Annotated in this window: 8 protein-coding genes and 2 pseudogenes; 6 read left to right on the top strand and 4 right to left on the bottom strand. The window is 40.4% G+C overall.

Annotation, left to right across the window (positions count from 1 at the left end):
* The first annotated feature begins 126 nt into the window (after positions 1 to 126).
* The 4 genes from mdtL (at position 127) to yieF (ending at position 3,730) form a co-directional block, all read left to right on the top strand.
* Positions 127 to 1,302, top strand: coding sequence for a multidrug efflux MFS transporter MdtL (gene mdtL, locus QUF14_RS22720; protein ID WP_000086011.1), 1,176 nt, complete (start codon positions 127 to 129; stop codon positions 1,300 to 1,302).
* The gene (yidZ, locus tag QUF14_RS22725; protein ID WP_024211990.1) at positions 1,277 to 2,236 is read left to right on the top strand and encodes an HTH-type transcriptional regulator YidZ; all 960 of its coding nucleotides are present in this window, start codon (positions 1,277 to 1,279) and stop codon (positions 2,234 to 2,236) included. The genes mdtL and yidZ overlap by 26 nt, the downstream gene beginning before the upstream one ends.
* Positions 2,237 to 2,392: 156 nt before the next feature.
* Positions 2,393 to 3,142, top strand: coding sequence for a 4'-phosphopantetheinyl transferase family protein (locus QUF14_RS22730; protein WP_024211991.1), 750 nt, complete (start codon positions 2,393 to 2,395; stop codon positions 3,140 to 3,142).
* A 21-nt stretch (positions 3,143 to 3,163) separates the two neighbouring features.
* Complete coding sequence (gene yieF, locus QUF14_RS22735) at positions 3,164 to 3,730, top strand: class I chromate reductase YieF (RefSeq protein ID WP_001291119.1); 567 nt, start codon at positions 3,164 to 3,166, stop codon at positions 3,728 to 3,730.
* 54 nt (positions 3,731 to 3,784) lie between these two features.
* Here yieF and adeP read toward each other — a convergent pair whose 3' ends face one another.
* Positions 3,785 to 5,122 (bottom strand): adenine permease AdeP, encoded by a 1,338-nt coding sequence (gene adeP / locus QUF14_RS22740; RefSeq protein ID WP_001353551.1) that lies wholly within the window; start codon positions 5,120 to 5,122, stop codon positions 3,785 to 3,787.
* Positions 5,123 to 5,289: 167 nt separating this feature from the next.
* On the opposite strand from adeP, the gene yieH reads away from it, so the two are divergent.
* Complete coding sequence (gene yieH, locus QUF14_RS22745; protein ID WP_000078075.1) at positions 5,290 to 5,955, top strand: 6-phosphogluconate phosphatase; 666 nt, start codon at positions 5,290 to 5,292, stop codon at positions 5,953 to 5,955.
* A gap of 136 nt (positions 5,956 to 6,091) precedes the next feature.
* Here yieH and QUF14_RS22750 read toward each other — a convergent pair whose 3' ends face one another.
* Positions 6,092 to 8,494 carry a type III effector gene (locus tag QUF14_RS22750; RefSeq protein WP_286333085.1) on the bottom strand — a complete coding sequence of 801 codons (2,403 nt, stop codon included), beginning with the start codon at positions 8,492 to 8,494 and terminating at the stop codon, positions 6,092 to 6,094.
* A 297-nt stretch (positions 8,495 to 8,791) separates the two neighbouring features.
* Between QUF14_RS22750 and QUF14_RS22755 the strand changes: the two genes are divergently transcribed.
* Complete coding sequence (locus QUF14_RS22755) at positions 8,792 to 9,979, top strand: pentapeptide repeat-containing protein (protein ID WP_100733624.1); 1,188 nt, start codon at positions 8,792 to 8,794, stop codon at positions 9,977 to 9,979.
* A 469-nt stretch (positions 9,980 to 10,448) separates the two neighbouring features.
* Here QUF14_RS22755 and QUF14_RS22765 read toward each other — a convergent pair.
* Both QUF14_RS22765 and QUF14_RS22770 read right to left on the bottom strand, forming a co-directional pair.
* Positions 10,449 to 12,834: pseudogene (locus QUF14_RS22765) on the bottom strand (type III effector protein).
* A pseudogene (locus QUF14_RS22770) lies at positions 12,801 to 12,948 on the bottom strand (hypothetical protein). The pseudogenes QUF14_RS22765 and QUF14_RS22770 overlap by 34 nt, the downstream one beginning before the upstream one ends.
* Positions 12,949 to 13,025 lie beyond the last annotated feature (77 nt).

The raw sequence follows: 13,025 nt of genomic DNA on the forward strand, positions 1-13,025 counted from the left end.
TAAGAAGCCAGCGAAATAGCTGGCTTCTTGCCTGTCAGGAAATCACTTATGTCCAAATGGCAACTCGCCTGATTCTCCTTCACCACGTATGCTTTGCGTCACCTTACTATCAGGACGCTTTAGCCCATGTCCCGCTTTTTGATTTGTAGTTTTGCCCTGGTTTTACTTTATCCCGCCGGGATTGATATGTACCTCGTTGGTTTACCGCGCATCGCCGCCGATCTCAATGCCAGCGAAGCGCAGTTGCATATTGCGTTCTCCGTTTATCTGGCAGGTATGGCAGCAGCGATGTTATTTGCCGGTAAAGTGGCCGATCGTTCAGGGAGAAAGCCTGTCGCCATACCCGGCGCGGCGCTATTTATTATCGCCTCGGTGTTCTGTTCACTGGCTGAAACCAGCACGTTATTTCTTGCAGGGCGATTTCTACAGGGGTTAGGCGCAGGCTGTTGTTACGTGGTGGCGTTCGCCATTTTACGTGACACACTGGATGATCGACGTCGGGCAAAAGTGCTGTCATTACTCAACGGTATTACCTGCATCATTCCGGTGTTAGCGCCAGTGCTCGGGCACCTGATTATGCTTAAATTCCCGTGGCAGAGTCTGTTCTGGACGATGGCAACGATGGGCGTCGCAGTACTGATGTTGTCTTTGTTTATTTTAAAAGAAACGCGCCCTGCCGCCCCCGCAGCTTCTGACAAACCACGAGAAAATAGCGAGTCGCTGCTTAACCGGTTTTTCCTCAGCCGTGTTGTTATCACCACCCTCAGCGTTTCGGTGATCCTCACCTTCGTGAATACGTCGCCGGTATTGATGATGGAAATCATGGGCTTTGAGCGCGGAGAATACGCCACCATAATGGCGTTGACCGCAGGTGTCAGCATGACCGTTTCATTCTCCACGCCATTTGCACTGGGGATTTTTAAGCCACGTACGTTGATGATCACCTCGCAGGTGTTATTTCTGGCGGCGGGTATCACTCTTGCCGTTTCGCCTTCCCATGCGATCTCTTTGTTTGGTATCACGCTGATTTGCGCTGGGTTCTCGATAGGTTTTGGCGTGGCGATGAGTCAGGCGTTAGGGCCGTTTTCATTACGTGCGGGTGTTGCCAGCTCGACCTTAGGTATTGCACAGGTTTGCGGATCGTCACTGTGGATTTGGCTGGCAGCGGTGGTTGGTATCGGCGCATGGAATATGCTGATCGGGATTCTGATTGCCTGTAGCATAGTGAGCCTGTTGCTGATTATGTTCGTCGCGTCTGGACGCCCGGTTGCCGCTCATGAAGAAATCCATCACCACGCTTGATCTCAATCTGCTGCTCTGTCTGCAACTGCTGATGCAGGAGCGCAGCGTAACCAAAGCGGCGAAGCGGATGAACGTGACACCTTCGGCGGTGAGTAAGTCGCTGGCAAAGTTAAGAGCGTGGTTTGACGACCCGCTCTTTGTGAACTCACCGCTGGGCCTGTCGCCCACACCGCTAATGGTCAGCATGGAGCAAAATCTGGCGGAGTGGATGCAAATGAGCAATCTGCTGCTGGATAAACCGCACCACGAAACGCCGCGCGGTCTTAAGTTTGAACTGGCGGCGGAATCGCCGCTGATGATGATTATGCTTAATGCGCTATCGAAACGGATCTACCAACGATACCCGCAGGCGACCATCAAATTGCGCAACTGGGATTATGATTCACTGGATGCGATTACCCGTGGCGAAGTGGATATTGGTTTTTCCGGTCGCGAAAGTCATCCCCGTTCGCGGGAGCTGTTAAGCTCGCTGCCATTAGCCATTGATTATGAAGTACTGTTTAGTGATGTGCCCTGCGTCTGGTTGCGCCAGGATCATCCAGCACTGCATGAAGCGTGGGATCTGGATACCTTTTTACGTTACCCACATATCAGCATTTGCTGGGAACAGAGCGATACCTGGGCGCTGGACAATGTGTTACAGGAGCTGGGGCGCGAACGCACGATTGCTATGAGTTTGCCGGAATTCGAGCAGTCACTGTTTATGGCAGCGCAGCCCGACAATCTGCTACTGGCGACCGCACCACGCTACTGTCAGTACTACAATCAACTCCACCAACTGCCGTTGGTTGCTCTACCTCTCCCGTTTGACGAAAGCCAGCAAAAAAAGTTGGAAGTCCCTTTTACCCTACTGTGGCATAAACGGAACAGCCATAATCCGAAAATCGTCTGGTTACGGGAAACCATTAAAAATCTTTACGCGTCGATGGCATAACCGAATCGTATGAAACGCGACCCTATTTCACAATAAAATGTAAAAAAGTTGTAATAAACTTATCTGAATCGAACTTTTAGCCGCTTTAGTCTGTCCATCATTCCAGTAAATGATTACTCTTGTATTCATAATGGACCATTAAGCATGGAGCGAAAAATGGCGACTCACTTTGCCCGAGGGATTTTAACGGAAGGACATCTGATTTCTGTTCGTCTCTCCTCCCAGTGTCATCAAGAAGCCCGAAATATTCCCCCTCATCGTCAAAGCCGTTTCCTGGCGTCCAGAGGTTTACTCGCAGAACTGATGTTCATGCTGTATGGCATCGGCGAATTACCGGAAATCGTCACCCTGCCGAAAGGAAAACCGGTTTTCAGTGATAAAAATTTGCCCTCGTTTTCTATTTCCTATGCCGGGAATATGGTTGGCGTGGCGCTAACAACCGAAGGTGAATGTGGCCTCGATATGGAACTGCAGCGTGCGACGCGCGGGTTTCATAGCCCACACGCGCCCGATAACCACACCTTTTCCAGCAACGAATCACTATGGATCAGTAAACAAAACGATCATAACGAAGCGCGAGCGCAACTCATCACGCTGCGCCGAAGCGTGCTAAAACTAACCGGTGATGTTTTGAATGACGATCCGCGCGATCTGCAACTGCTGCCCATTGCCGGACGCCTGAAATGTGCTCATGTAAATCATGTTGAAGCGTTATGCGACGCGGAGGACGTGCTGGTGTGGTCCGTGGCGGTCACGCCCACAATTGAAAAGCTCAGTGTCTGGGAGTTAGATGGCAAACGCGGCTGGAAAAGCCTGCCGGATATTCACAGCCGCGCCAACAATCCTACCAGCCGGATGATGCGTTTTGCCCAACTCTCTACCGTGAAGTCTTTTTCGCCAAATTGATAGACAACCACAGGAGTCATCATGTCTGAAAAATTGAAGGTGGTTACGTTACTGGGGAGCCTGCGCAAAGGCTCATTTAATGGCATGGTTGCACGTACCCTGCCGAAAATTGCTCCTGCTAGCATGGAAATCAATGCATTACCTTCCATTGCCGACATTCCCCTGTATGACGCTGATGTACAGCAGGAAGAAGGTTTTCCCGCAACGGTAGAAGCTATGGCGGAGCAGATCCGTCAGGCTGACGGTGTGGTGATCGTCACGCCGGAATATAACTACTCGGTACCGGGCGGGCTGAAAAATGCCATCGACTGGCTTTCCCGCCTGCCGGATCAACCTCTGGCTGGTAAACCGGTGTTGATTCAGACCAGCTCAATGGGCGTGATTGGCGGCGCGCGCTGTCAGTATCACCTGCGCCAGATTCTGGTTTTTCTCGATGCAATGGTGATGAACAAGCCGGAATTTATGGGCGGCGTGATTCAAAACAAAGTCGATCCGCAAACCGGAGAAGTGGTTGATCAGGGAACGCTGGATCACCTGACCGGACAATTGACCGCATTTAGCGAGTTTATTCAAAGGGTAAAACGCTAAATAAAAAACCCGCCTGCGGTAACGCATGGCGGGTTTTTTAACGAACTATCGGTTTTAGTGGGCGTCGATAAATACAATCTTCAGGATAAACAGCAGCGCCACCACAACCACACACGGGCTAAGATCGCGCAGACGTCCGGTACCGATTTTCATCACGCAGTAGGAGATAAAGCCCAGTGCGATACCTTCGGTAATCGAGAAGCTGAACGGCATCATCACGGCGGTAATAAACGCTGGAACGGATTCGGTAAGATCCTGCCAGTTCACGCGAGCAAGACTTGAGGTCATCAACACGCCAACGTAAATCAGCGCGCCAGCTGCGGCATATCCCGGCACCATTCCCGCCAGCGGCGACAGGAAGATAACCAGCAGGAACAGCAGACCAACAACCACTGCCGTCAGACCGGTACGACCGCCAACGGAAACGCCGGAAGAGGACTCAATGTACGCCGTAACAGAAGAAGTACCGATAAACGAACCGGTCACGGAAGAGATACTGTCGACATACAGCGCCTGCTTCATGCGCGGGAATTTACCTTTCTCATCCGCCAGCCCGGCTTTATCAGTCACGCCAATCAGCGTACCGGAGGAGTCAAACAGGTTGACCAGCATGAAAGAGAAAATCACCCCTGCCAAACCGAGATTAAACGAACCGGCTAAATCGACATGACCCACTACTGTCATTACGCTCGGTGGCGCAGACACGATGCCGTTGTAGTGCACATCACCCAGCATCCAGCCCAGCAGCGTCGTCACCACAATAGAAACCAGCACCGCCGCGTGAATATTGCGCGAGGCCAGAATAGCGATGATGAAGAAGCCGAGGATCCCCAGCAGCACGCTGTGAGAAGTCAGGTTACCGATGCTCACTAGCGTTTCGGGATTCGCGACAATCACGCCCGCGTTTTTCAGCCCCATCATGCCAATGAACAGGCCGATACCGCTGGTGATGCCCACACGCAGACTTACCGGAATGTTAGCAATCATCCAGTAGCGAATGCGGAAAACTGTCAGTAACAATAGACCAATCGCGCCCCAGAAGATTGCGCCCATCCCGACCTGCCACGGCAAGCCCATCGCCTGTACAACCACAAAAGCGAAGAATGCGTTCAGGCCCATTGCTGGTGCCAGTGCAACTGGCAGATTAGCAAACAGTCCCATCAGAATGCTGCCAAATGCAGCAATCAGACAAGTGGTGACGAAGACGGCGCTGGTGTCCATGCCAGCAACGCCAAGAATTTGCGGGTTAACAAAAACGATGTAAACCATCGTCAGGAAGGTGGTAAAACCGGCGATCACTTCGGTCCGAGCCGTCGTGCCATGTTCGCGCAGTTTAAACACGCGTTCCAGCATCCCCTGACCAGAAGCCTGGGTTGTGTGTTGTTGACTCATTATCTATTTCCGAACTAAGGAGGGAAAATCCGTCGCTATCGTATACCAAAATGAGACAATATGGACGGCTGAAGTTAACTTTTTTTCATTGTATTTGCTTATACGGCAACGATTGCGTTGTGCAAATTTGCATGACGAAAACGTTAAACTAACGATAAAGGAAAGACATGTCCCAGATAGAAGCGGTATTTTTCGACTGCGACGGTACGCTGGTCGATAGCGAGGTCATTTGCTCTCGCGCCTATGTCACGATGTTCAGGGAATTTGGCATTAACGTTGACCTGGAAGAGATTTTTACCCGTTTTAAAGGCGTAAAACTCTATGAAATCATCGATATCATCAGTAAAGAGCAGGGCGTGACGATGGTCCAGTCCGATGCAGAGCACGTTTACCGCGCAGAAGTCACCCGCCTGTTTGATAGCGAACTAGAGGTCATCGCGGGAGCGAACGAATTGCTGGCGAGCGTTAACGTGCCGATGTGCGTGGTTTCTAATGGCCCGGTGAGCAAAATGCAGCATTCGCTTGGTAAGCTCAATATGCTGCACTACTTCCCGGAAAAACTGTTCAGTGGTTACGACATTCAGCGTTGGAAGCCTGACCCGGCATTAATGTTCCATGCGGCAAAAGCGATGAATGTGAACGTTGAAAACTGCATTCTGGTCGATGACTCCAGCGCCGGTGCGCAGTCAGGGATAGATGCCGGTATGGAAGTGTTTTACTTCTGCGCTGACCCGCACAATAAGCCGATCGTTCACCCGAAAGTCACCACCTTTACCGAGCTGGCGCAACTGCCTGCGCTCTGGAAGGCACGCGGCTGGGATATAGCGCGTTAATTGCTCCGAACTTTAACGCTTACACATCAGTCACGCTGGTTTGAGATAAAGACTACCAAGTGTCTGATGAGTAAGCGTATGTTTCCCTTTCAAAAATTTATGTCGTTATTCGTCCAGTCAATCACTCTCTGCTTAGCTAAGCCTGGGTTATATTTTTCACAATATCGGGATATTTATCGAACCATGTAATAATATTCAAGATTATTTCACTGAGTTTTTTATACTTTTTATATTTTTTCTCCCGACTATAATTTTGAACAATATCCTGGTAAGCTCGTATTTCATCATCTATTTTATCAATATCAATCTTAAAGTTATTTAATTTTCTTTGTATATCATTACGCGTCAAATTATCTTTGTTTTCACTAACTAGTTGTGCTTTCTCTTTCACAATTTTATTATGTTCTTTTGTTAATTCGTTAATTTTTTGCAATATGTCCTCGTAACCCTCATTGGACTCTTTTACTTCCTGATAATATTTGGTTAAACTTTCCTTGTTAATTTTAAATATACCTGCTAAATTTTGAAAATCGAAAGCAAAATTATTGAGTGCTGAGTCGTAAAGTTCTTTAAAAGATTTTATTTTTTCTAGTTGTTTTTTTAGCTCTATTTTGTCTATATCAACATCGTCAAATAGGTAGACAAGATCTTTAAATTTGAAATTTAAATTTCTATCAAATTGGTTATGAGACTCTTGCCTTTCTTTTCGGATAAATTCTTCTGAATATTTAAGATCTTCTTGTGCATTTGACTGCGAAATTTTTTCTTTTATGACAGATTCAACAAAGTTAATTCTGTCACGTCCCATCATATTGTTAATGATATGTTGTGCCCTACCATGCATATCTTTGAAGATAAAAAAATTAGCTTTTTCAATATCAAAAGAAAATTCCTCTTTAAACGATCCATTTTCATTATAGAGTGCGGCTAAAAACGACTGTAATTCTGCAAATGCTTTTTCATATATTAGCCGAGTATTTGGCAAGGATTTTTCAAGTTCCCCTATGTCTTTATATAGAGCATCTGCCTGATTTATGAAATTAGGTATTTGTTCTTTACTTATAGCTCCGTCTATATTCATATAAATGTATTTTTTATCGGTAAGACTACCTTGTGAATAAATTGTAGCAGAATCGATAGTACAGCCTTCGAGTCTGTCCTCTCTGTAACAATAGCCCAGATCCGCCCCGTGCAAACGACTATTTTTAAAGAAAATGTTATTATTCTCTGTATTTTCATTGCTATATGAAGAGTTAATACCTTTATTAATATTGTCTGCACATTTAATAAAATTATCATCTAACTTAAGAGTTCTCGATCTTCTTTCAATGCGATCAGAAAAATACTCAACGGGGTTAAACATATATTTACCTGAACCAGCTTCACCAAGACCACTGTTTATTTTAATATAGTTCAAAGTACAATTATTAAATACTATCCCATGATCCCTCCCCCTGATGTAATTATTATTAGACTTGTTGAATGAGTTTGCCAAAAATTTCATTCCAGGAGCTTCAAGTCCTGTGATATCACAGTTATAAAAATGACTCAGAAGTATACTCGATCCAGGACAACTACCTCCCTGAATTGTACAGTCTTGAACAAAAGACTGCATAAAGAGATAAGCCCCTAATTTTTCTTGGATATTGACGGGTTGTTTAACGGTGTAGACTTGAGACGTCTCACAACTATAATGATTTATTTCGCATTTAGAAATAAAACAACCTTTAAACATACCTATTATTGATTTTTCATTTCCTGACTCTGCAGTTTTTTCATTAGGATCATAAAAATGTATGTTGTTGAACTTACAATCTTCGAAATAACAATTTTCAAAAACTGGGCCTTCAAGGGTCGGAGTTTCTATATTTCCTGAAAAAGTTACATGTTTAAAACTACAATATTTTAATGAATTTAATACATCTTTAGGCAACGAATTTAAATTGATAGTTGTATCAAAAACAGGAATTTTATTTTTAATAAGCGTCGTAAGTTTTACAGCATTATCAGAAAACTTTAATCTCTTCATGGGAGAATTATCAAAATGTAAATCATCAAGATAGTTATCAAGAGTGAATCTTTCAGAAAAAACTTGATGCTTATCGGCCTCATTTACAGTCTCCCCCGTGTAGAGATTAAAAGATCTACACACAACCACTTCATTATTTTCATTTGTGGTAAAATCTGTAGTAGTACTAAATCGCCATTGTTCTTCTACTTTGGCCAGAGATTTAATATTCTTGAACATCTCCGCTTTATTATCATTTTTTGTCACAAATTCGTAAATTAAGCTTTTAACTTGTTTAATATGCGATCCGGGAAAAAGATCGCGAATAAACTCCCACAGTGTACGTTTTTTAAACAACAACCCATTACCATCCAGAATATTTTCAATATCCTTAAAATTTACATCGTATTTCTTATTATTAATATCTAAAGTAACCTTGTCAGAATATCCGTTATGCTTATGCTTCTCATATTTCACTTCTGAAAAGGGATTAGTATTTATAAGAACATCTGATCTTAATTTAGCAACCATAAATCCTCCGATGTGCAATATTAGGGTGTTTAAAAATAACGACATCTAGATTGTTAATTAACACTACCGCTAGCCAGGTTAGCAACAAGTGTTACTTATATTACTAGTGAAGACTATAAAAAATAGCTCATTTCCCCCGATTTAATCCAGGGTGTTTACCCTGGATTCCCAATTTTTAGGCATAACGAATCATCCCTCAGGTAAACCGCAATATCTGAAAATGAGCGATTTTTTATAGCTGGTTATATTGTCAATGTTAGAATAAATAGATTTTATAATATGTTACCAAGGTGATTTATGGAAAATCTTATTGGCACTCCACCAAACTATGCAGTTCCCCATAAGTATATAGACATGGAGCAAATGGAATATTTATGTCATATCAATCGTTTTTCTAAAATACCTGACGATTTTTTGATAACTGGTCAGAGAGAGGACCTTTTTACATACAAATATGTTTTAGATGGCTCTTTTTCAAATTTACAGCATTTACTTCCCAAAGGACAACTACAGAAGATACAACAGAGATTAAGTTCTCTTATTGACAAAAATAAGTTCCATTGTTTTCATATTTTTTTATTAAAACTATGCTCAATTGAAAATATTCCAGTCCCAAATGCCGATTACGCTTTCTTTGATGACGAAATGCCATTGACATTAACTGATGAACAGATCGAAAATATTTCTTTTTTAAACGCATATCACAAAGAAAAGAAAGAAAACAACGACATTGTTACATTTGATTTCATGAGCGCTGATCACCACCATAATTTTAGCACAACCATAGCTTTAACAAATGATAGCTTCCATATATCTTCAATAAACAACCATAACTCACAGGTTATATTCTATGAAAACATCCATTTACATCCCTATGAATTACCAGAATCATCACAATGGTGTTATCAGTTAATAAAAAACATGATTTCTTTACATTGCAGATATAATAACAATTTCAAAATAAAAAAAACCTTTTGTTTTGATTTTAAAAATAAATCTTTTTGTAATGCCAGGTTGCAATATATAACGTTTATTGCATGTTTATTTTCACATGCAAACATGAAATATTCGACATTTCATGATGTTAACCTTGATATGTGTGAGATAAAGAATTGCAATTTTGACAATTCAGAGATGAATTTCATTTCGTGCGTCGGGACAAATTTTAGCGGTTCTACATTTAACAATGTAAAAACAACAACAGCGCAACTAATTAAGACACCAAAAAAGTGGACGAATAATACTCTAAAATATTGGTTCTCCAGTTGTAATAAACGTAATATCATCTTCACTTTTAATACAATATCTGATAGAAATATGAAATTAAAAGGTATCAAGGATATATTACTGTCGTTGGTTGACCAAAAAGTCAATATTTATAGTGTAAGGCAAGAGCTTCTGGATTTTCTTAATAATGATTTATATAAAAATAATGGAGAGATTCTCTCTTATAAAGAATCAATAATGTTGTTTTGTGCTGTGTAGCCGAAAAATAGATGATTCAGATTAACTACCGCACTCTATGTTGTGTTTATATCCATGTCAGGTAACAGGTCATTTGTGAATCCTGACACCAGACTATGACTATCGCCCAGGGATAATCCACAACCGCTGGAAGTAGTCTCATTTCTGCAGGATAAAACCGTAGAGTGCGATTGCGATGAATAATAAATACAGGCTTATTATTCCAGTCTTTTTTATTGCGTTGGTTGTTTCAAATGGCTCGGTTAGTAAAATGCACCATTCGCTCGGAAAACTCAACATGTTGCACTCTTATACGCCGTCTGGAAAAGGCGTAGGAGTGGTATAACCATTTAATCGCCTCCCAACGTCAACGCTTACACATCAGCGACACTGGTTTAATTAAAGCATACCAAATTTCTGATGAGTAAGCGTCTTTTCGTATAACCTCATTGTCACAGGAACGACTTGATCCGTTTATTTATTCGCCATGTTATTCAGTATCAATTTTCTTAATAGCTTTCACCATATTTTCATTTTCTTTTAGCCAACTCCTGATATTTTGAACTACATCATTAAGTGTATTTTCTTGTTGATACTCTTTCTCCAATCTCTCTGTTTCATCCTTAAGATGTAGAATCTCTTTACTTATATTTGGTATTTTTCCATCTATCACCTTTATTATCCCCTTAATCTCATTAATTCTTTCCGCATCTTTTTTATCTTTATTGTCTTTATTATTTAAGTAAAAATCCTCTTTAATCAATTGATCCTTAGTATCGACTAAATCATTTCTTTCGACAATAAGTTTGGCATATTTGTCTTTTATATCGCCATAATTTTCCTTATTATAGTCATTATTTTTCTCAATTACCCACCGTAAGTATTGCTCAATGCCAGAGAATAAATCGACTTTATCATCTACATATTTTGATACTTTTCTATAATCCCTATAATTTATTTTCGTTCTTTCCTTAAATTCATTCAATGCTAAAAAAATCTTTTGCATTTTATCAAAACTATCATCTTTATGATTTTTATTATATTCTTTGTAAATATTTCGCAAATCATTAAAATCAAAGTGGAAGTGAAATGTTTTGCTGTTTGAAATAGCAGAACGATTTATTTTTAAATAGTTACGTTGATCGTAAGGTCTTTGCCAAAAGAATCCAGTATAGAGCTTATGCATGAAATTCACTTTATCAATATCTATTTCATTGGCTATATCTTTTTCTATATTGTACAAAACTTTTAATATAATATACTGGATAGCTTCACCATTAAGTTGATATTTTTTTCCTTCATCATCAAGATTGAAGCGCCCCAGCTTGACCAACAAAGATTGTAAATATAATAGTTCCTTTTGGTAATGACTTTCCGCATCCTTGCCATAATTATTAAATTCTTCTACCCATGAATTAATTTCCATTAAATTTTTCATGAAATCTGAAATGCCATTTTCAGCTATAGCTCCTTTCATGTCCATATAAACAGGAATTCTAATCTGGGTGTTCGCAGCAAGATTACCACTTAACCAAGTGGTTAAATGATCAATAGCACAATCATCCAATTTAATTCCATTGATTGACTCGCCCAAACAAGTTTTAAGTAAATTGCAATTACTAAGTTTTAAATATTTATCTATATCATCAGCAACGTATTTATCATTTATATAACGACCGCCACTCATATTAGGGAAAAGATTAACGTAGATAAGGTTTGAAATGTGTTTATCCAGATTAAGTTTACCTCCATCCTTTTTGAAATACTCTCTGGGATCAAAATCCAGTAAATCTTTGCGAATTCCATTTCGCTTGTATGTCATATCAGAGGAGCTAAAATCACAATTATAAAAATGATTATCATATTTTAATTCACATTTATATTTGTGATAAAACGAAGTCCCTATGAAATCCATTTCAGCACCATTAAGCTTTTGCTATTTTACAACATAACAAACTGCTTGCAATAACACTTGCATTTTTACACACTCCATCCTGAAGAGTACACTCATCTACAAATGACTGCATAAACAGATATGCACCAACTGGCTTACCCACATTGGGATCTTGATTTACAGAGTATATTTTTGATGTATCTATGTTAAAATTTTTTATTTCACATCGATACAGAAAACACTCTTTAAACACGCCGTAAATAGGTATTTCATTATTTGGTTTTACTCGATACTTGGAGCTAACAAGTGACACATTCTCAAAAATACAGTCCTCAAAAAAACAATTTCCAAATACTGAACCATTAAGATTTTCGTAAGATATAGCACCAGTGAATGTCACTTTTTTAAAGTTACAATATTTTAGAGATGCCAGGGCTTCTTTTTCCAGCGCAGATAAATCGATTGTGATATTTTCAAAGGGGATTTTATTTTTTAAATATACGCTAAGCTTTTCATTATCATTTGGGAACTGTATTTTCAGCATCCCTGATTGAAAAGCCTTCTGATCAAAATGAATATCATGCTTATAAATATCCAAGCTGAGTTCTTCAGAAAATAAAGAACGCATTGTGTTTTTTTCAGCATCATTATGATAATCTTGCGCATTAATATTTATATTAAATACTCTACTAACAATAATGTCTTTATTTTCATCTACAGTAAATTCTGTAGTCGTATTAAAGCGCCATTGTTGATCTTGATCGGCGAGAGATTTAACTCTATTAAACATCTCAACTTTATCATCAGTTTTCGTCACAAAATCTACAATGGCTTGTTTAGCCTCCTTAATATGAGACATGGGAAAAAGATCGAGTATAAACTCCCAAAGACTTCGTTTAAGAAAAGATTGACTATCACCAGCTAAAATATTTGTTATATCTTTATGAGTTACTGAATACTTACCCACATCATCAAGAGACAAACCAATTTTTCCTGAATATTTTTGCGTTCTATTTTTTTCATTCAGATTTTCATCTGGCATTTTAGTCAGAGTAGCAAATTTATCTGTAACTGTACTATATGATGATATAGCCATAATCATTTCTCCTGAACACAATATTTATTCGCCCGCTCACAATACATAACCGTTTTGTATAAAAAAGAACACTTTGG

Origin of the sequence: Escherichia sp. HH091_1A (assembly GCF_030295175.1) — a bacterium.
In the GTDB taxonomy this organism is placed as follows: domain Bacteria; phylum Pseudomonadota; class Gammaproteobacteria; order Enterobacterales; family Enterobacteriaceae; genus Escherichia; species Escherichia coli_F.

Excerpts from the sequence above, each read along its gene's own strand:
- QUF14_RS22750 (WP_286333085.1), bottom strand. The coding sequence starts at position 8,494 with ATGGTTGCTAAATTAAGATCAGATGTTCTTATAAATACTAATCCCTTT.
- adeP (WP_001353551.1), bottom strand. The coding sequence starts at position 5,122 with ATGAGTCAACAACACACAACCCAGGCTTCTGGTCAGGGGATGCTGGAA.
- yidZ (WP_024211990.1), top strand. The coding sequence starts at position 1,277 with ATGAAGAAATCCATCACCACGCTTGATCTCAATCTGCTGCTCTGTCTG.
- yieH (WP_000078075.1), top strand. The coding sequence starts at position 5,290 with ATGTCCCAGATAGAAGCGGTATTTTTCGACTGCGACGGTACGCTGGTC.
- mdtL (WP_000086011.1), top strand. The coding sequence starts at position 127 with ATGTCCCGCTTTTTGATTTGTAGTTTTGCCCTGGTTTTACTTTATCCC.
- QUF14_RS22730 (WP_024211991.1), top strand. The coding sequence starts at position 2,393 with ATGGCGACTCACTTTGCCCGAGGGATTTTAACGGAAGGACATCTGATT.
- QUF14_RS22755 (WP_100733624.1), top strand. The coding sequence starts at position 8,792 with ATGGAAAATCTTATTGGCACTCCACCAAACTATGCAGTTCCCCATAAG.
- yieF (WP_001291119.1), top strand. The coding sequence starts at position 3,164 with ATGTCTGAAAAATTGAAGGTGGTTACGTTACTGGGGAGCCTGCGCAAA.